This is a genomic window from Rhodococcus sp. SJ-3 (genome assembly GCF_051918125.1).
Taxonomy (GTDB): domain Bacteria; phylum Actinomycetota; class Actinomycetes; order Mycobacteriales; family Mycobacteriaceae; genus Rhodococcus.
On record NZ_CM123306.1, the window covers coordinates 2,622,458 to 2,642,628 of the forward strand.

Consider the following 20,171-nt stretch of genomic DNA (forward strand, 5'->3'; position numbering starts at 1 on the left):
CCCGGAAATGTCGGCTGCTTGACATTGACGCAGCGTCAAGATGCACGCTGGGTATCGAGCAGAACCGAAGGGGCGAACATGGGGCGCGAATGGTCGATCCAGGAGCTATCCCGGGAGGCCGGAGTCACCAGCCGAACCCTGCGGCACTACCACGACGTCGGGTTGCTCCCGCCGAGTCGCACGGGACGCAGCGGGATGCGCTTCTACGACTCGGATGCCTTGGTTCGGCTGCAGCGGATCCTGCTGCTGCGCGACCTCGGTCTCGGACTACCCGCGATCCGCGACGCCCTCGCCGACCGCCGGGATACGGCGGGTGCGCTGCGTACTCATCTGGAGATGCTCCAACACGAGCGAACCCAACTCGAACGCCGAATCCGGGCGGTTCGCGCGACCCTCGAGAAAACAGAGAAAGGAGAAGAACTCATGGCGACCGAAGTATTCGACGGGTTCGATCACACGCAATACCGCGAAGAGGTGACCGAACGCTGGGGCGCGCGGGCGTACGCCACCGGCGACCGGTGGTGGCGCGGGCTGAGCGAGCACGAACGGCGCGACTGGCAGTCGCACGTCGCCCGGCTGAGCGCAGACTGGGCGGCCGCGGCTCAGGCGGGTCTCGACCCGCACGGAGAGCAGGCCCAGGACCTCGTACGCCGTCACATCGAATGGTTGTCGTCCGTTCCGGGCACGCCCGCTCACGGCGCGGACCAGTCCGGCCTGCGTGACTATGTGCTCGGCCTCGCCGATATGTACGTCGAGGACGACCGGTTCGCGGCGAACTACGGCGGCACCGCTGGCGCCGAGTTCGTACGCGCCTCCCTGCAGTATTACCTCTGATCACCCGGCCCTTTCGGGACCCGCCGACGGACCGAAAGGGCACCGGGGTGACAAGGTCGTTACCCTGGTTCTCCGTGACTGCTGCATCAGCGCCCCAGCCCTCTCCCGGTGAGTACGACCTGATCGTCGTCGGCTCCGGATTCTTCGGACTGACGATTGCCGAGCGCGCGGCCACGCAGCTCGGGAAGCGGGTCCTCGTGGTCGAACGCCGCCACCATCTCGGTGGCAACGCGTACTCCGAACCCGAACCGGAGACCGGAATCGAGGTCCACAAGTACGGTGCCCACCTGTTCCACACGTCGAACAAGCGGGTCTGGGATTACGTCACCCAGTTCACCGACTTCACCGGCTACCAGCATCGCGTATTCGCGAAGCATGGCGGTCAGGCCTACCAGTTCCCCATGGGCCTCGGCCTGATCTCCCAGTTCTTCGGGCGCTACTACAGCCCTGACGAAGCGCGGGCACTGATCAAGGAACAGTCCGCCGAGATCTCGACCGCCGACGCCCAGAACCTCGAGGAGAAGGCGATCTCCCTGATCGGCCGTCCCCTCTATGAGGCATTCATCCGCGATTACACCGCCAAGCAGTGGCAGACCGATCCCAAGGAACTGCCCGCAGGCAACATCACCCGCCTGCCCGTGCGGTACACGTTCGACAACCGCTACTTCAACGACACCTACGAGGGTCTGCCCGTCGACGGCTACACCGCGTGGCTCGAGAACATGGCGAAGGATCCGAAGATCGAGATCCGTCTGAACACCGACTGGTTCGAGGTACGCGACGACATCCGCGGCGCGAGCCCCGACGCACCCGTCGTCTACACCGGTCCGCTCGACCGCTACTTCGACTACGCCGAAGGCAAGCTCGGCTGGCGAACCCTGGACTTCGAGACCGAGGTCCTGCCCACCGGTGACTTCCAGGGAACTCCGGTGATGAACTACAACGACGCCGACGTGCCCTTCACCCGCATCCACGAGTTCCGGCACTTCCACCCCGAACGCGACACGTATCCGGCGGACAAGACCGTCATCATGCGTGAGTTCTCGCGTTTCGCGGAGGACGAGGACGAGCCGTACTACCCGATCAACACGTCCGACGACCGCGCGAAGGTCGCCGCCTACCGTGAGCTCGCCAAGAAGGAAGCTGCGGCGAACAAGGTGCTGTTCGGTGGCCGTCTCGGCACCTACCAGTACCTCGATATGCACATGGCGATCGCGAGCGCGTTGACGATGTTCGACAACACTGTGGCGCCGCACTTCGAATCGGGTGCGCCGATCGCGGGGGATGCCTCATGAGCCGATCGACCACCACCGTCGCGCCGGCGCCCGACGCATCGGACAGCGACTCGCTCGGTAAAGCGCTGCTCCAGCGGATCATCCTGCCTCGACCGGGTGAACCTCTGGATGTGCGGACCCTCTACATCGAGGAATCGTCCACCAACGCGCGACGGGCACACGCGTCGAGCCGAACCGAGCTGAACATCGGTGCCGAGTCCGAGGTGTCGCTGTGCACCTATTTCAATGCGTTCCCCGCGAGCTACTGGCGTCGGTGGAGCACGCTGAACTCGGTGGTGCTGCGACTCGAGCTCACTGGTCACGGTCGAATCGACATCTACCGCAGTAAGGCAGATTCGAGCCGCATCCACGTGCAGGGCCGTGAGTTCGAGGGCACCGGCGTCGTCCTCGAACTCGAGACCGATCTCGGCCCGTTCGAGGACGGCGGATGGATCTGGTTCGACGTCACCACCGACACCGACGTCACCGTCCACGCAGCAGGCTGGTTCGCGCCGGTCGAGGCACGCGGCAAAGCCTCGGTCGCGGTGGGTATCCCCACGTTCAACCGTCCGGCCGATTGTGTCGCGGCGCTGCGCGCGCTGGCGTCCGATCCGCTGGTGATGGATGTCATCGACGCAATGATCATCCCGGACCAGGGCACCAAGAAAGTTCGTGACCAGGACGGTTTCGCCGAGGCGGCAGCGCCGTTCGGCGACCGGCTGGTCATCCACGACCAGGCCAACCTCGGTGGGTCCGGTGGCTACAGCCGCATCATGTACGAGGCGCTGAAGACCACCTCTGCCCCCTACATCCTGTTCATGGACGACGACATCGAGATCGAACCCGACTCGATCCTGCGCGCACTCGCGTTCTCACGGTTCGCCAAGTCCCCGACGCTGGTCGGCGGGCAGATGCTCAACCTGCAGGAGCGCAGCCACCTCCACACGATGGGCGAGGTCGTCAACCGGTCGAACTTCATGTGGTCGGCCGCACCGAACGTCGAATACGACCACGACTTCTCGACGAAGCCGCTGCGCGACCGCGAGAACTCGAAGCTGCTGCATCGCCGCATCGACGTCGATTTCAACGGCTGGTGGATGTGCATGATCCCGCGCGTCGTCGCGGAGGAGATCGGGCAGCCGCTGCCGCTGTTCATCAAGTGGGACGACGCAGAGTACGGGCTGCGTGCCCGTGCCGCCGGGTACTCCACTGTGACGATGCCCGGTGCCGCGATCTGGCACATGGCGTGGAGCGACAAGGACGATGCCATCGACTGGCAGGCGTACTTCCACCTGCGCAACCGCCTCGTCGTCGCCGCCCTGCACATGCCGGGTGACGGCAAGGGCATGGTCCTCGACACGGTCAAGGCCACCATCAAGCATCTGGTGTGCCTCGAGTACTCGACCGTCGCGATCCAGAACAAGGCCATCGAGGACTTCCTCGCCGGCCCCGAGAACCTCTTCGAGCTACTTCCCAAGGCACTCGGTGACGTGCACGCGCTGCGGAAGAACTTCTCCGACGCTCGCGTGCTGCCTTCGTCGACCGAACTGCCGCTGCCGTCGGGCGCGGAAGTCGGGGCTGTCGGGCTGCCCGAGGGCACACTCGCGAAGATCTCACGACTCGCGAAGGGCGTGCTGCACAGCGTGCGCTCCGAGAACCCGGAGCATCACACCCGGCCGCAGCTCAACGTGCCCACGATCGACGCACGGTGGTTCCTGCTGTCGCAGGTCGACGGCGTGACGGTGACCACCGCGGACGGCCGGGGCGTCGTCTACCGTAAGCGCGACCGCGCGCAGGCACAGGCGCTGCTGACCGAAGCGCTGCGGTTGCGGCGCGAACTTGCACGACGTTTCCCGGAGCTCAAGCAACGCTACCGGGATGCGGTTCCCGCCCTGACCAGCAAGAAGGAGTGGGAACATGTCTTCGGTATCGAGGGATGACGTCACTGTCCCGTCCGGTGACGGCACCGCCACCGTGACGATCGACCGCGAGCGCGCGCCGCTCGAAGTGCGTATGTTGCAGACGGTCCAGGGCACCGTCGGCACTCTGCCCGGAGCAACCTCGATCGCCCGCGGCATGTCGCACTTCGGCGAGCATGCGCTCGGCTGGATCGCGATCGGCGCGGCGGGAGCACTGGTGGATCCGAAGCGGCGAACCCGGTGGGCAGGAGTCGCAGTCGGGGCGGTCGGAGCGCACGCAGCGTCGATCGTCATCAAGCGTGTCGTTCGCCGTAAACGTCCGGACCATGCGTCCTTGCAGGTCAACGTGTCGACGCCGAGTCGGCTGAGTTTCCCGTCGTCGCACGCGACGTCCACGACGGCAGCGGCCGTGCTGATGGCGCGCGCCACCGGGCTACCCTTTCCGGCGATGCTCGTGCCGCCGATGCTGTTGTCGCGTCTCGTTCTCGGTGTGCACTATCCGACGGACGTCCTGGCCGGTGCTGCGCTCGGGGCGGCGTCCGCTGCTGTGGTGGCGCGGGCAGAGAAGAAGTTTGGAGAGCGATGAGCGAGGAACCGACACCCGTCTCGGAGGCCCCCAAGAGCCTTCCAGCGGCAATCGTCAAGGCGGTGCGCCCACGACAGTGGGTCAAGAACGTGCTGGTGCTCGCGGCGCCGATGGCGGCGGGGTCCGTCACGGAATCTTCCGTGTTGTTGCCGGTCGCGCTTGCGTTCGTGGTGTTCTGCATGGCGGCGTCAGGGATCTACCTCGTCAACGACGCGTTGGACGTCGAAGCCGACCGGGAACACCCGACCAAGCGGTTCCGGCCGATCGCGGCTGGCGTGCTTCCGCTGCGGCTCGCGTACATCCTGGCCGTCGTGCTGCTCGTCGCCTCGATCGCACTGTCGTTCCTTGCGAACTGGCAGCTCGCGGTGGTGATGGCCGTCTATATCGGCATCCAGCTCGCGTACTGCTTCGGTCTCAAGCATCAGGCCGTCCTCGACATCTGCATCGTCTCGTCGGGCTTCTTGATCCGTGCGATCGCAGGCGGTGTGGCCGCCGAGATCCCGCTGTCGCAGTGGTTCCTGCTGATCATGGCGTTCGGATCGCTGTTCATGGCCGCGGGTAAGCGATACGCGGAGCTGCGGCTCGCGACGCGGACGGGTGCGAAGATCCGGAAGTCGCTCGAGTACTACACCGAGACGTACCTGCGGTTCGTGTGGACGCTTGCCGCCACAGCCGTGGTGATCTGCTACGGCCTGTGGGCGTTCGAGCAGGACAACGTCGCCGACTCCAACTGGTACGCGATCTCGATGGTCCCGTTCGTCGTCGCGATCCTGCGATACGCCGTGGATGTCGACGGTGGAGATGCCGGTGAGCCCGAGGAGATTGCACTGGGCGACCGCGTGTTGCAGTTCCTTGCGGTGGTGTGGATCGTGGTGGTCGGCGGTGCTGTCTACCTCTTCTGACGTCGTGGACGGCGTCGACGACAGCGTGGCGGGCAGACCGAGCACCGATCTGCCCGCCCGGTCGGGTCGCCTCGCGACGGGGGTTTTCGCCGGCGGTGTCGTGATCGCGGCACTGCTGATGTTCTGGGGGGCGTGGGAACGCCGCTGGATCGCCGACGACGGCCTGATCGTGTTGCGCACCGTGCGCAACCTGATGGCGGGCAACGGCCCGGTGTTCAACAGTGGTGAGCGGGTCGAGGCCAATACGTCGACCATCTGGACGTACCTCGTCTACGCGGCAGGAGAGCTGAGCGGAATCCGGCTCGAATACGTGGTGCTCACGATCGCCCTCGTGTTGTCGACGGGTGCGATCGTGCTGGCCATGTTCGCCGCCGCGCGGATGTACCGGTGGCGCCTACGGAGCGCCACGGGGACGGTTCTCCTGCTGCCTGCGGGAGTACTCGTCTACATCGCAGTGCCACCCGCGCGTGACTTCGCGACATCGGGGCTCGAGACCTGCCTGGTGATCTGCTGGATCGCGTTGCTGTGGCTGCTACTCGTGAGGTGGGCGACACCCGACTCGACACAGAAGGACCTGCCCGGCACCACCCAGATCCTCGTCACCGCCTTCATCGCGGGTCTCGGTCCGCTCGTGCGCCCGGAACTTGCCATTCTCGCCGCCGGGGCACTGGCCATGTTGTTCCTCGCGCAGGGACTGACATGGCGGGTGCGGGTCGCGATGGTTGCGGTCGCGGGACTGGTGCCTCTGACGTACCAGGTCTGGCGGATGGGTTATTACGGTCTGCCGTACCCGAACACGGCCGTGTCCAAGGACGCGGGCGGAGCCAAGTGGTCGCAGGGGTTCGAGTACCTCGGCAATCTCGTCAGTCCGTACCTGCTGTGGTTGCCGGTGCTGTTCCTGGCAGTCGTCGCCGCGGTGGTGTTGTGGACCACGCGGGCCCCGGCCGGTGGCGGTGCCGTGTCGCCGGGATCGGGGACAGACCTTCGGGCGTGGGTATTGCGTGGTCAGCGGGCGCTGCGAACTCCGACGACCGTCGTGTTCTTCGCCCTTGGTGCCGGTCTGCTGCTGATGCTCTACTCGATGCGCGTCGGCGGCGACTTCATGCACGGTCGTGTGTTGTTGCCCCCGCTGTTCTGCTTCCTGCTTCCCGTTGCGGTCGTGCCGCTGCGGGTGCCGGATCGGTCGGAGATCGGAAACAATCGCGGCACCCGTATGGCGTGCGGTATGGCGATTCTGTGGATCGGGACGGTGATCTGGGCGTTCTTCGCCTCCAACACCACGGGCATGCCGGAGGGCGCGGTGGTGGGCCGTTCCGGCATCGTCGATGAGCGCGCGTTCTACGTGCTCAACACCGGGCATTCGCATCCGATCCTCGCGAGCGATTACCTCGACTATCCCCGCATGCGCGCAATGGTCGAGGCGATCGAGAACACCCCGGACGGCGGGTTGCTGCTGTCGACGGCCTCGTACGACGTGTGGGACGTTGTTCCGCCACCGCTGCCGATCCCACCGGGCGGTGCCGGGCACACGGTGTACTTCCTGAACCTCGGTATGACGAGCATGAACGTCGGCCTGGATGTGCGGGTCGTGGACCAGATGGGCCTCGCCTATCCGCTCGCGGCCCACACCGAGCGACTCGAGGACGGACGGATCGGGCACGACAAGATCCTGTATCCCGATTGGGTGATCGCGGACTCGGGCATGGTGGACGTCCACCCGTGGATGCCCGCCTATCTCGACGAGGACTGGGTTGCCATGGCCCATGTGGCGCTGACGTGCCCGGACACGCAGGAGTTGCTCGCGTCGTCGAGCGCAGAGCTCACTTGGCCTCTGTTCAAGCGGAATCTTCGTAACGCGTTCGAATATTCCGGCTATCGCATCGAGCGAGTGCCCAAGTATGAGATTCAGCGCTGCGGTCTGGAAATGCCGGTGCCGCGAGGCTAAGATCCCGCCAGTTTTCGGAGGAATGTCGCATTCGTTCAGTTGACCTGGAGGGATGTGACATTCTGCGTTGCACGGCCGTTCGGTCGACCCGGCGCTCGGCCTTCGGGCAGGTCTCGCTAAGATCACGCCGGATAACGGAGATGTAACGTTCGTACCCTCGGCGAGCGACGAAGTAGTCAAGGCAAGCTCAAGACCTTGGGAATCGGGGTTTGTCAGAGATCACGCTGTCCTTTACAGTCTTGACCGCAGTGTGACTTGAAGGCGACCTTCACCCGGTCGCCGCCGCCGAAATCCGTCGGGGGACGCAGACGCGGACGCCGCAGATCGAGAAAGTGAGCATTGTTCATGCGTTTTGTCCCTAGGTTGTCGCAGGGCCTTCGCAGGCGCCTGCTCGGCACCGCCGCCGCAGCGCTCGTGCTTCCTGTTGCTGCAGGTGTTGCCGGAACGACCGCGGCAGTTGCCGCACCGGCCCAGGCCGCGCCGGTTTCGCATCGCGCGCCTGCCGGAGGTTTCGAAGAGGTCTTCGTCGATTCGGACATGGGTCCGATCAAGGTTCAGATCCAGTGGGCCGCACGCGGTGGCGACGCGGCGCTCTACATGCTCGACGGACTGCGTGCCCGCGACGACGCGAACGCATGGACCTTCGAGACCAACGCCCTGCAGCAGTTCTCGCAGGACAACGTCAGCCTCATCATGCCGGTCGGCGGCCAGGCGAGTTTCTACACCGACTGGTACTCACCGAGTAATTTCAACGGCCAGGACATCACCTACAAGTGGGAGACGTTCCTCACCGAGCAGCTTCCGGCATACCTCGAAACCCGCGGTGTCTCGCGTAGCAACAACGGCATCCTGGGTCTGTCGATGGGCGGTTCCGCTGCCCTGACCCTGGCCGCGTACCACCGCGACCAGTTCCAGTTCGCGTCGTCGCTGTCGGGTTACCTGAACCTGTCGGCCCCCGGTATGCGTGAGGCCATCCGCATCGCGATGCTCGACGCCGGCCGCTTCAACGTCGACTCGATGTGGGGCCCGCCGTGGAACCCCGCGTGGCTGCGCAACGACCCGTTCGTGTTCGCGCCCAAGCTCGAGGGCCTGTCCATGTACATTTCGGCGGCCAGCGGTCTGCCCGGTCAGCACGACAACCCGAAGGGCCTGGTCGGCTTCTACAACACGGCCAACGCCATGGGCCTCGAGGCGCTGTCCCTCGTCCAGACCCGCGCATTCCAGGTCAAGCTCGCGACCCTGGGCATCCCGGCCACGTTCGACTTCCCGTCACGCGGAACCCACGCGTGGAAGTACTGGGAGGACGAGCTGTGGAAGGCACGCCCGCAGATCCTGGACGCACTCAACGCGCACTGATCTGACTGCCAGGCCAAGCACACTGCTTCGACGTCGCCGCCCGATTGCTCCTCACGGAGCGGTCGGGCGGCTTCGTGCATTCGATAACAATTTTCTCACCTGTCACAGCGCGGCTCCCTCACATCACCTTGCTCGACGTGTAGAAACAGGATTCGGGCGTGGCCGATCCGATCGAGGGCCGGCTCCCGCGATACCGAGTCCGCTCTGCGGACGATCTGCAACACCGCAATGCAGGAAGTGAGCGAAGTCGATGCGAACTGTGCATGGTGGCCATCGGGGGAGGCCGAACCAGGGGACGGCCGGGGCGACGGCGAAGCGACGTCTGCTCGGGCTCGTCGCTGCGGCGCTCGTGGCGCCGGTCGGGGCAGGATTGACGACAGTTGCGGTGGCGACGGCGCAGCCGTCGGTCGCCGAGTCCGGCCCGGCTGCGACGCAGGACTCGTCCGGTGCGACGGTACGCAAGGTCGACTGGCTCACCGACCGACGCGTCGCACTCTGGATCGATTCGCCCTCGATGGGCACGCCGATCCAGGTGCAGCTTCTGCTCGCGCGAGATTGGAACCTCACGCCCGAGGCCAGGTTCCCATCGGTGTTCATGCTCGACGGTCTCCGCGCTCGCGACGATGAGAACGGCTGGACGCTCGAGACGGACGCCGAGCAGTTCTTCGCAGACAAGAACGTCAACGTGGTGCTTCCGGTAGGTGGCCAGTCGAGTTTCTACGCCGACTGGCTCGATCAGAACAACGGTCAGACCTACAAGTGGGAGACCTTCCTGACCGAGGAACTGCCGCCCATCCTCGAAAAGGACTGGCGTACCACCGACAAGCGCGGGGTGGTCGGCCTGTCGATGGGTGGCACCGCCGCGATGTTCCTCGCTGCCCGCAACGAGGGCTTCTTCCAATTCGCGGGGTCGCTGTCGGGGATTCTCACCACCACGACACTCGGGATGCCCGAGGCGATTCGTTACGCCATGCAGGACGCGGGCGGATTCGACGTCGACGCGATGTGGGGCGAACCCGGCAGCGAAGGATGGGAGTCCCACGACCCGTATCTGCTCGCCGAGAAACTCCGCGGTGTGAGCATGTATGTCTCGAGTGGCAGCGGCAGCACGGGTCCGTACGATCAACCGACCGCGGTTCCCGGCGTGAGCACCAACTATGCCGGCATGGGGCTCGAGATCCTGTCTCGCCTGACCTCTCAGGCGTTCGCGACGAAGCTCAACAAACTCGGCATCCCCGCGCAGATCGTGTACCGGCCGTCCGGCACGCACTCGTGGCCGTACTGGGAGTTCGAGCTGCACCAGTTGTGGCCGCAGCTCGCCAATACGCTCGGTGTCGAGACCCAGAAACCCGAGTGCGCCCCGCTCGGCGCATTCGGCGATGTCGCGGCCGCGAATCCTTGGCTCGGCGACTGCCTGACGCGCGAGTATCCCGTCGCGGGTGGCTCAGTGCAGGACTTCCGGCATGGCCGGGTGTTCTCGTCCGGCAGCACCGCGGTTCCTGTCGCGGGTGCTATCGGCGGCAAGTACCAGAGCGTGGGCGGTCCTGCCGGACGGCTCGGATACCCGACGACAGAAGAACGCGGCACGGCCGATGGCAGGGGTCGCTTCAATCACTTCCAGAACGGAGCCATCTACTGGACTCCCGAGCACGGAGCCCGCGCGGTGCAAGGCGCGATCTTCGAAGAATGGAAGAAGCAGGGCTGGGAAGCCGGTCCGCTCGGATATCCGGTGCTCGACGAGGTCGGTACCCCGGATCAGCGCGGCAGCGTTCAGGGATTCGAGATCGGCGCGATGTACTGGACCGAAGCGACCGGCGCCAACGCTGTGTTGGGGAAGATTCTGGGCAAGTACGGCGAACTCGGCTACGAGACGGGGGTGCTCGGCTATCCGAAGTCGAGCGAGCACGTGATCAAGGATGACGGGCGGTTCTCCGAGTTCGAGCACGGCAACATCTACTGGACTCATCAGAGCGGCGCATGGCCGGTGCGTGGCCGCGTGTTCGAGGCCTGGGTGGCCGAGGGAGCCGAGAACGGTCGGCTCGGCTATCCGATCGGTGACGAGACGCCGATCGAAGGTGGAATCGAGCAGAAGTTCCAGCACGGCTCGGTCTCCGTCGTCGGTGACGTACCCACGGTCCATCCGTGATTCTGTACAGCCCCTCCGTGATTCCCAACATCGGGTGACGTCGTAGGACGCACGGTGCCGGTCGGAGCAGGCGCTCCGGCCGGCACCGTGTGCGCTCTGTAGCCTGGACCGAGCCCAGTTCAGATCACTCGAATTCCGGATGTGAGGACACCCCAGATGCCTGCACGGACCCGCTCCCGCTCGACCCGCGTCCTCGGAGCGATCGCCGCGGCCCTGACTTCCGCGGCTGTGCTGGCCGCGTGCGGTAGCGACGATTCGACGGCCACGAATACTCCTTCGACCACGACGACCACCGCTTCGGCGACGACCTCTGCCGAGGCGACCGCCTCGGAAGATGCGGACGGCACCCCCACTCCGGACGCCTCCGATGCCGAGGGCACAGACCCCGAGGGCACCGCCGCTGCCCCGACGAGCCCGGGCGAAGCAGCGACAGCGCCGCCGGCAGGGTCCCAGCCTGCCCCGAGCGAGAGCGGGGAAGCGTTCCTCGCCGCGCTGCGCGAGGAGGGCGTCGAGCCCTCCGACGAGGCGAGCGCGATCGCAATCGCGGACTACGTCTGCGGGGCCGAGGCCCAGGGCGGTAATCCCGACGAGATCAAGACGATGGTGACAGCTCTCGTCGGTAGCGGATCCGTCGCTGCCGGTGAGGAGATCACCGAGGAGGACGCGTCCGCGACCGCCGACACGTACATTTCGGTCGCCCACGACACATACTGCAGCTGACAGGCACTGCAGATAGAGGGAGAAGCACTTGATGGCCAGAACGAAGCGGCGTCGCGGGCGCAGTATCGTCGTACTCGGGGCGTTGCTGCTTCTGGTCCTGGTGCTGGCTCTCTGGTACATGCTCGCGGGGCGCTTGGATGTTCCCGGGCCGGTAGTGCCGCCCGGACAGGAGGAACCGCAGTCGCAGCCTGCGTCCTGCCCCGACGTCCAGGTGGTTGCGGTGCCCGGTACGTGGGAGTCCGCGGTCGGTGACGACCCGTACAACCCGACGGCCAACCCTGCGTCGCTGATGTTGAACGTGACGCGACCGCTGCAGGAACAGTTCGACCCCCAGCGCGCCGACGTCTACACGGTCCCGTACGTCGCTCAGTTCTCGAATCCGGTTGCGCTCCCGCCCGACGGCCAGCAGTCCTACAACAACAGCCGTAGTGCCGGAACCGCCGCGACGAACGAATTCCTCGCGGGCCGGTCTGCGGAGTGCCCGCTCACCACTTACGTCTTGACCGGGTTCTCCCAGGGCGCGGTCATCACCGGGGACGTCGCGGCCCAGATCGGCGCGGGCAACGGACCGGTCCCCGCCGACCGTGTTCTCGGTGTCGCGTTGATCGCGGACGGTCGTCGTGACGGGGTTTCCGGCATCGATATCGGCCCGCCGGTCGCGGGAGTCGGCGCCGAACTCTCGCTCGCAGGTCTGAGGCTTCCGGGCATCACGATGACCGGTGAGCGCCCTGGCGGATTCGGTGCACTCGACGATCGCACCTTCCAGATCTGTGCACCGTCCGACAGCATCTGCGATGCTCCGCCGGATGCGCTCAACCCGACCAACTGGATGACCGCTGCGCCTCGCGTTCTCGAGTACGTCAACAACCCGATCCACGCGCTGTACAACACGTTCGTTGTGGATGAATCGGGCACGACTGCGACCCAGTGGATCACCGGATGGGCTGCCGAGAAGATCGAATCCGCACCACATCCGCCGGAAGAGTGACCCCCTCGGTTACCAGCGGGTAGTGTCCCGGGTCACGTACCCGGTACAATCGACCGATGGCCGCTGCGTGCCCAGGCACGAGCGGCGCTCGTGAGGCCGGGGGAGGCCGCGGGCAATACCGTGAGGGACCGGAGGGGATGAATGTTGTGCCGTCACCGGCTGAGAGCTTGGGAAACGGTGGGCAGATCGGAATGATCCTCGTCACGAAAAGTCGTGTCGAGCGGGAGGCACACCGAGAACCGGTCCACGCTTCCGAAGGGAAGGCCGGGCTGTGTGCACTGCCGATGCGGCGACGGCATGCGCTGCCGATGCAGCGGCACCGGCGGCGAATCTGTATATCTCGCAACCGGTGTGTCCGAACAGACCGCCGAACGAGACCGCATTTCGCGAATGGGAGACCGGGTGTCGTATCTTTGGTGCTTCCCATCTCGGACGGAAGGGTTCGCGCCACACGATCCGCTGCTCGCGGGGGGAGCGAGCTGAGCCGATCTGTAACATATTCGTGATCTCGGATCGATGGACAGTACTGGCAGGTTGACTGCCGGAGGCTGTGAGTGCTGTGCAGGCACGACGATCCGGTAGCGCGGACAACGTAAATGGGGCGCAACCATGTCGAGTGGTTGTGGGATCGCTTCGACAGGGAGAAGGAATTGAGCGTCGGGTTCGAAGAGTTCATCGATGAGTACGGGCAGATCAAACTGCCGGACGGCAGCACGTTGCTCGATCACCTCGAGCAGCACACTGCCTCGAACGGTGACGAGCTGGCCTACCGGTACATCGATTACTCGAGCAACCGTGATGGCGATGTGGACGAGCTCACCTGGGCGCAGTTCGGTGTGCGGCTCCGTGCGATCGCTGCTCGGCTGCAGCAGGTCACCAGTCCCGGCGACCGCGTCGCGATCCTTGCGCCCCAGGGCCTCGATTACGTGGTGTCGTTCTTCGCAGCGATCTATGCGGGTGTCATCGCCGTGCCGCTCTTCGATCCGGACGAGCCGGGGCACACCGACCGCCTGCACGCTGTCCTCGGCGACTGCACGCCCAGCGCCATCCTCACTGCCACCTCGTCCGCTGCGGGTGTGCGCCAGTTCTTCCGACCCCTCCCCGCTGCACAGCGCCCCCGCGTGATTGCCGTCGACGCGATTCCCGACACCGTCGCCGACTCATGGAAGCGCCCTGAGGCGACCAGCGACGACATTGCATACCTCCAGTACACGTCCGGATCGACGCGAGTGCCCGCCGGCGTGGAGATCACCCACCGGTCTGTGCTCACCAACGTGATCCAGATGGCCGACTCGATGGAGCTCAACGAGAACTCTCGGGGTGTCACCTGGCTGCCGCTGTTCCATGACATGGGTCTGCTCACCGTCATCCTCCCGGCGATCGGTGGCAAATACATCACGATCATGAGTCCCCGCGCCTTCGTTCAGCGGCCCGGCCGCTGGATCCGTGAACTCGCAGCGGTCTCCGACGGAGCAGGGACGTTCGCGGCCGCACCGAATTTCGCGTTCGAGCACGCGGCAGCGCGCGGCGTCCCGAAGGACGGCGAGGCCCTCGACCTGAGCAACGTGATCGGGCTGATCAACGGCAGCGAGCCGGTGACGACGTCGTCCATGCGCAAGTTCAACGAGGCGTTTGCGCCTTACGGACTGCCGAAGACCGCGATCAAGCCGTCGTACGGCATGGCCGAGGCCACGCTGTTCGTGTCCTCGACGAAGAACTCCGAAGAAGCCAAGGTCCTCTACGTGGACCGCAACGAGCTCAACGCCGGCCGGGTCGTACTTGTCGACCGCGATGCGCCTGGCGCGATCCCGCAGGTCTCGTGTGGTTATGTCGCCCGTAGTCAGTGGGCCGCGATCGTCGACGCCGAGACCGGCGCAGAGGCTCCGGAAGGTCACGTCGGAGAGATCTGGCTGCACGGCGACAACATCGGAATCGGTTATTGGGGTCGGAAGGACGAGACCACCGAAACCTTCCACAACAGGATCACGAAGCGGGTCGCAGAGAAGAGCCAGGCCGAAGGCACGCCCGAAGACGCCAACTGGCTGCGCACGGGTGACTACGGCGTCTACGTCGACGGTGAGCTGTACATCACCGGGCGCGTCAAGGACCTCGTGATCGTCGACGGCCGCAATCACTACCCGCAGGATCTCGAGTTCTCCGCTCAGGAAGCGAGCTCCGCGCTGCGCCCGGGCTTCGTCGCCGCGTTCGCGGTGCCTGCGAACCAGCTGCCCAAGGTCGTGTTCGACAACTCGGCCTCCGGCCTGCAGTTCGACACCGACGACTCGTCCGAGCAACTCGTCATTGTTGCCGAGCGCGCCCCTGGCGCTGGCAAGGCAGACCCGCAGCCGATCGCCGACGCCGTACGTGCCGCGATCTCCGCGCGACACGGCGTGACCGCGCGTGATGTGCTTCTCGTACCGGCCGGATCCATTCCGCGCACGTCGAGTGGGAAGATTGCGCGGCGGGCATGCAAGGCCGCCTACATCGAGGGAACGCTGCGTGGTGGATACCAGCAGCAGGCGTTCCCCGACAGCGTGTAAGAAATTGTCCTCCGTCCGGGTAGCGTGGTGGGTTGATGGCTGACACTGAAATGACCGTTGCGCAGCTGCGCGAATGGCTGCGGAACTGGATTGCCGACGCAACCGGCCAGCCGGTCTCCCAGATCTCGGACGACCGTCCGATGGAGGAGTTCGGGCTGGCGTCGCGCGACGCTGTGGCGCTCAGCGGTGACATCGAGGATCTCCTCGGTGTCACGCTGACCGCGACGGTCGCGTACCAGCACCCCACGATCGCGTCGCTGGCGACTCGCATCATCGAGGGCGAACCGGAGGTGCCGGAAGGTACCGACGACGCGTTCTATGTCGCCGGTGGCGGCCTCGGTTCGAAGGACATCGCGATCGTCGGTATGTCGACGCGTCTTCCGGGGCACATCGACACCCCGGCCCAGATGTGGGACCTGCTGGCATCGGGGCGCGACGGCATCACCGATCTGCCCGAAGGCCGCTGGTCGGAGTTCTACGGCGATCCGCTCGTCTCCGAGGCGATCGCGAATGCGAACACGCGCGGCGGCTACCTCGACGACGTCAAGGGCTTCGACGCCGAGTTCTTCGCCATGTCGCCGCGCGAGGTCAAGATGGTCGACCCACAGCAGCGTCTCGCGCTGGAGCTGACGTGGGAGGCGCTCGAGCACGCGCACATCCCGGCGAGCGACCTCAAAGGCGGCTCGGTAGGCGTGTTCATCGGCTCGTCCGCGAACGACTACATGCTCATCGCGGCGTCCGATCCGACGGCCGCCGACCCGTATGCGATCACCGGTACGTCCACGTCGATCGTCTCCAACCGCGTCTCGTACTTCTTCGACTTCCGCGGCCCGTCGATCAGCATCGACACCGCGTGCTCGTCGTCGCTCGTCGCGGTCCACCAGGCGGTGCGTGCACTGCGCGGTGGTGAAGCGAACGTCGCGATCGCCGGCGGCGTCAACATGCTTCTCGCCCCCGCGGGGACGATCGGCTTCGACGAAACCGGCATGCTCACCGCCGACGGCAAGATCAAGGCGTTCTCGGCCGACGCCAACGGCATCGTGCGCGCGGAGGGCGGCGGCCTCGTCGTCCTCAAGCGACTCGAAGACGCCGAACGCGACGGCGACAACATCCTCGCTGTGATCGCCGGATCGGCCGTCAACCAGGACGGACGTTCCAACGGTTTGGTCGCGCCCAACCCGGACGCGCAGGCGGACGTGCTGCGCCGCGCCTACCGCGACGCTCAGATCCTGCCGTCGGGTGTCGACTACATCGAGGCGCACGGCACCGGCACAGTGCTCGGCGACCCGATCGAAGCCGACGCCCTCGGCCGTGTCATCGGCCGTGGCCGCGACACCGACAAGCCGGCACTGCTCGGCTCCGCGAAGACGAACTTCGGGCACCTAGAGGCCGCCGCGGGCGCCGCAGGCCTGATCAAGGTCGTTCTCGCGATGCAGGAGAACGCGCTCCCGGCCACGCTCAACTACACCGCGCCCAACCCGTACATCGCCTTCGACAAGGCCAATCTCCGCGTGATCCCTGAGGGGGCCGAGTGGCCGCGCTATTCCGGTCGCGCTGTCGCGGGCATCTCCGGCTTCGGATTCGGTGGCACCAACGCGCACGTGGTGGTGCACGAGTACACCGGGCCGGAAGGTCAGATCGACGCCGAGGCCGAGGTCGAGGTGCTGCCCGACAGCGCCGAGGCCGCGCAGCATGCCGTTGCGTCGGAGCCCGCACGCGAATTGCCCGTCGTGCTCGCGGTGTCCGCACCGATGCCGTCGCGTCGTCGCCGCGCTGCGGCGGATCTCGCCGACTGGCTCGAAACCTCGGTGGGTAGCACCACTGCGCTGGCCGACGTGGCCCGCACGCTGTCGCGTCGCAACCACGGCCGGTCCCGTGCGGTCGTCATCGCCGCCGACCGCGCCGAGGCGATCGCCGGTCTGCGTGCTGTCGCCGCGGGAAAGCCCGCGCCGAACGTCTTCACCGCGGACAGCCCGGCCGCGAACGGCCCGGTGTGGGTCTTGTCCGGCTTCGGTGCGCAGCACCGCAAAATGGCCAAGCAGCTGTACCTCGAGAACCCCGTGTTCGCCGCTGCGGTCGACGAGGTCGACGAGTTCATCCTCGACGAGTCCGGCTACTCCATGAAGGAGAAGTTCCTCGACGACGCGCAGGACTACGACGTCGAGACCGCGCAGGTCGGTATCTTCACCATCCAGGTCGGTCTCGCTGCGGTGCTGCGCCACCACGGCGCCGATCCTGCCGCCATCGTCGGCCACTCGATGGGTGAGGCGGCCGGCGCGTACATCTCGGGCGGCCTGTCGCTGGAGGAAGCCGTGCGCGTGATCTGCGCCCGGTCGCGCCTGATGGGTGAGGCCGAGGGCCAGCTCGAGGGCGACGACATTCGCCTGATGGCGCTCGTCGAGTACAGCTCCGATGAGATCACCTCGGTTCTCCCCGACTTCCCGCAGCTCGAGGTGTGTGTCTATGCGGCGCCCACTCACACTGTGATCGGCGGACCGCAGGAGCAGGTCAACGCCATCGTCGCGCGCGCCGAGGCGGAGGAGAAGTTCGCCCGGGTCCTCCAGACCAAGGGCGCGAGCCACACATCGCAGGTCGATCCGATCCTGGGCGAGCTCGCTGCCGAACTCGCGGGCATGGAGCCACAGCGCCTGAAGGTGGACGTGTATTCGTCCGTCGATCAGGAAACGCTGTACCGCGCCGGTCACGCGGGCATCCACCCGGTCGAGTACTGGACGAAGGGCATGCGGCACAGCGTGTACTTCACCCAGGCGATCCGGAAGGCGCTCACCGACGGCTACACGACGTTCGTCGAGCTCAACGCGAATCCCGCGACGCTGATGTCGGTCGCCGCCACCGCGTTCGACGCCGGTGTGCAGGACGGCGTCTTCATCCAGACGCTCAAACGCAAGGAAGACGAGTCGCTCGGCGTGCTCACCGCGCTCGCGCAGCTCTACGTCCACGGGCATGCGGTGGATCTGCACAGTCTGTTGCCCGAGGGCGACTATGCCGACATTCCGCGTACCGCGTTCCTGCGTAAGCCGTACTGGGTCGACGCCCGCATCGGCGGCGGCGGTGGCCACGGTCGTGTCCCCGGCGCCCACGTCGCGTTGCCCGACGGTCGCCACGTGTGGGAGGTGCAGGCGGGGGCGGTCACCGATCCCGCCGAGCTCGTCACCACCGCCGCGTCGCAGGTTCTGGCCGATGTCGCGCTCACCGCGTCCATACGGCATGCCGAGCTGCCTGATGCAGCCACGGTGACCACGACACTCACTCCGCATCCGGGTGGCGCGTCGGTGCAGGTCCACGCTCGTACGGAGGGCGGCTTCACCCTCGTGCACGAGGGCGTCGTCACTTCGGGTGAGGCGCTGGCTGCCCCGGTGATCGCCGCCCCGGCTCGTCCGTCCGACGACGTCGAGGAACTGTCCGAGGACGCTCCGGCATTCGGCGACAAGTGGGACCCCGAAGGGTCCCAGACTCTGGAGGATCGCCTGACGCTGATCGTCGCCGAATCCATGGGTTACGCACCCGAGGATCTGCCCGCCGAGATCCCGCTCATGGAGCTGGGCCTCGACTCGCTGATGGCGGTGCGCATCAAGAACCGCGTCGAGTACGAATTCGACATCCCGCAGCTGCAGCTGGCGGCGGTCAAGGACGCGTCCCTGCGCGACGTCGCGAAGTACCTGCACTATGCGGTGGAGAATCGCGAAGAGGTCGCGCAGCTCGCCGAGCAGCAGGCAGCGGAGAAGGCCGCGACCGAGGTGCCGCTGGAGCAGATCGAGGACACCACCGTCCTGGGTGAGGCCGAGCAGATCCTGACGGAGGCTGTCGCCCCGGAAGAGCCAGCCGCGCAGGAAGAACCTGCAACTGAATCGTCCGGGCCGGACGTTCCTCCCCGCGACGCCGCGGAACGCCTGACCTTCGCATCGTGGGCCGTGGTCACAGGGAAGTCCGCCAAGGGCATCTTCAACCCGTTGCCGACTCTCGAAGGGTCTGCGGCCGAGCGTCTCGCCACGCGGCTCACCGAGCGTTCCGGCGGGGAGATCACCGTCGACGATGTCCGCGAGGCGTCGACGATCGAGCAGCTCTCGGAAACGGTCCGGCAGTATCTCGAATCCTCCGACAAGATCGACGGACTCGTGCGCGCTCTGCGGCCGCGGCCCGAGGGATCGGCGTCGGTGCCGGTGTTCGTGTTCCATCCGGCGGGGGGCTCGACCGTCGCGTACGAGCCACTGCTGCGCCGCCTGCCCGCGGATACCCCGATGTACGGGTTCGAACGCACCGAGGGGCCGATCGACGAGCGCGCCAAGGTCTACCTGCCGCTGATCAAGGAGATCCAGGGCGACGGCCCGTACGTGCTGTACGGCTGGTCGCTCGGTGGGGTTCTTGCCTATGCCGTCGGCCGGTTGCTGCGCGCCGAAGGCAAGGACGTGCGGATCATCGGTCTTCTCGACACGGTCATGGCAGGCGAGCAGATCGAGGACACTCCGGAGGAGATCCGGAAACGCTGGCAGCGCTACTCGGCCTTTGCGAAGAAGACCTACGGTGTCGAGGCGCCGCTTCCGTACGACCTGCTTGCCGACGCGGGCAGCGACGAAGAGCAGATCAAGATTCTCATGGGTCTGCTCGAGATGAGCGGTGTCGAGATCCCCGGCGGCATCATCGAGCATCAGCGCACGTCGTGGCTCGACAACCGTGCCATTCAGACGGCGAAGCTCGAACGGTATGACGGCGACGTCGTGCTGTACATGGCCGACAAGTACCAGGACGACGCGATCGATCTCGAGCCGGCGTTCGCGACACGGGCGCCTGACGGGGGTTGGGGCGACGTGGTCGAGAATCTGGAGATCATCCACATCGGTGGCGATCACATCCAGATCGTCGACGAGCCGTACATCGGCAAGGTGGGGGCCGACCTGACCCGCAAGCTGGCCGACATCGAGGCCTCGAGGAGCTGAACGAGT

The 20,171-nt window shown here is 66.1% G+C and carries 12 protein-coding genes; all 12 read left to right on the forward strand.

Annotation, left to right across the window (positions count from 1 at the left end):
• Positions 1 to 78: 78 nt before the first annotated feature.
• A complete protein-coding gene (locus tag ACTDXD_RS12085; protein WP_440127242.1) occupies positions 79 to 834 on the forward strand; it encodes a MerR family transcriptional regulator in 756 nt (251 codons plus the stop codon).
• Positions 835 to 908: 74 nt separating this feature from the next.
• Entirely contained in the window at positions 909 to 2,129 is a 1,221-nt protein-coding gene (gene glf, locus ACTDXD_RS12090; protein WP_440127243.1) for a UDP-galactopyranose mutase, read from the forward strand.
• Entirely contained in the window at positions 2,126 to 4,048 is a 1,923-nt protein-coding gene (locus ACTDXD_RS12095; RefSeq protein WP_440127244.1) for a glycosyltransferase, read from the forward strand. The genes glf and ACTDXD_RS12095 overlap by 4 nt, the downstream gene beginning before the upstream one ends.
• Positions 4,049 to 4,121: 73 nt before the next feature.
• Positions 4,122 to 4,613 carry a phosphatase PAP2 family protein gene (locus ACTDXD_RS12100; protein WP_440127626.1) on the forward strand — a complete coding sequence of 164 codons (492 nt, stop codon included), beginning with the start codon at positions 4,122 to 4,124 and terminating at the stop codon, positions 4,611 to 4,613.
• On the forward strand, positions 4,610 to 5,515 hold the full coding sequence (locus ACTDXD_RS12105; protein WP_440127245.1) for a decaprenyl-phosphate phosphoribosyltransferase: 906 nt from the start codon (positions 4,610 to 4,612) through the stop codon (positions 5,513 to 5,515). The genes ACTDXD_RS12100 and ACTDXD_RS12105 overlap by 4 nt, the downstream gene beginning before the upstream one ends.
• A gap of 4 nt (positions 5,516 to 5,519) precedes the next feature.
• Positions 5,520 to 7,460: a flagellar motor control protein ZomB gene (gene zomB, locus ACTDXD_RS12110; RefSeq protein ID WP_440127246.1), complete on the forward strand. Its 1,941-nt coding sequence runs from the start codon at positions 5,520 to 5,522 to the stop codon at positions 7,458 to 7,460.
• 345 nt (positions 7,461 to 7,805) lie between these two features.
• Positions 7,806 to 8,816 (forward strand): alpha/beta hydrolase, encoded by a 1,011-nt coding sequence (locus ACTDXD_RS12115; RefSeq protein ID WP_440127247.1) that lies wholly within the window; start codon positions 7,806 to 7,808, stop codon positions 8,814 to 8,816.
• Positions 8,817 to 9,066: 250 nt separating this feature from the next.
• A complete protein-coding gene (locus ACTDXD_RS12120) occupies positions 9,067 to 10,962 on the forward strand; it encodes an alpha/beta hydrolase-fold protein (RefSeq protein WP_440127248.1) in 1,896 nt (631 codons plus the stop codon).
• A 156-nt stretch (positions 10,963 to 11,118) separates the two neighbouring features.
• The gene (locus tag ACTDXD_RS12125) at positions 11,119 to 11,682 is read left to right on the forward strand and encodes a DUF732 domain-containing protein (protein WP_440127249.1); all 564 of its coding nucleotides are present in this window, start codon (positions 11,119 to 11,121) and stop codon (positions 11,680 to 11,682) included.
• A 31-nt stretch (positions 11,683 to 11,713) separates the two neighbouring features.
• On the forward strand, positions 11,714 to 12,670 hold the full coding sequence (locus ACTDXD_RS12130) for a cutinase family protein (RefSeq protein ID WP_440127250.1): 957 nt from the start codon (positions 11,714 to 11,716) through the stop codon (positions 12,668 to 12,670).
• Between the two features lie 650 nt (positions 12,671 to 13,320).
• A complete protein-coding gene (fadD32, locus tag ACTDXD_RS12135; protein WP_440127627.1) occupies positions 13,321 to 15,210 on the forward strand; it encodes a long-chain-fatty-acid--AMP ligase FadD32 in 1,890 nt (629 codons plus the stop codon).
• 50 nt (positions 15,211 to 15,260) lie between these two features.
• Entirely contained in the window at positions 15,261 to 20,165 is a 4,905-nt protein-coding gene (pks13, locus tag ACTDXD_RS12140; protein WP_440127628.1) for a polyketide synthase Pks13, read from the forward strand.
• The last annotated feature ends 6 nt before the right edge of the window (positions 20,166 to 20,171 follow it).

Coding starts and splice junctions, on each gene's coding strand:
- ACTDXD_RS12085 (WP_440127242.1), top strand. CDS start 79: ATGGGGCGCGAATGGTCGATCCAGGAGCTATCCCGGGAGGCCGGAGTC.
- ACTDXD_RS12095 (WP_440127244.1), top strand. CDS start 2,126: ATGAGCCGATCGACCACCACCGTCGCGCCGGCGCCCGACGCATCGGAC.
- ACTDXD_RS12100 (WP_440127626.1), top strand. CDS start 4,122: ATGTTGCAGACGGTCCAGGGCACCGTCGGCACTCTGCCCGGAGCAACC.
- ACTDXD_RS12105 (WP_440127245.1), top strand. CDS start 4,610: ATGAGCGAGGAACCGACACCCGTCTCGGAGGCCCCCAAGAGCCTTCCA.
- ACTDXD_RS12115 (WP_440127247.1), top strand. CDS start 7,806: ATGCGTTTTGTCCCTAGGTTGTCGCAGGGCCTTCGCAGGCGCCTGCTC.
- ACTDXD_RS12120 (WP_440127248.1), top strand. CDS start 9,067: ATGCGAACTGTGCATGGTGGCCATCGGGGGAGGCCGAACCAGGGGACG.
- ACTDXD_RS12125 (WP_440127249.1), top strand. CDS start 11,119: ATGCCTGCACGGACCCGCTCCCGCTCGACCCGCGTCCTCGGAGCGATC.
- ACTDXD_RS12130 (WP_440127250.1), top strand. CDS start 11,714: ATGGCCAGAACGAAGCGGCGTCGCGGGCGCAGTATCGTCGTACTCGGG.
- pks13 (WP_440127628.1), top strand. CDS start 15,261: ATGACCGTTGCGCAGCTGCGCGAATGGCTGCGGAACTGGATTGCCGAC.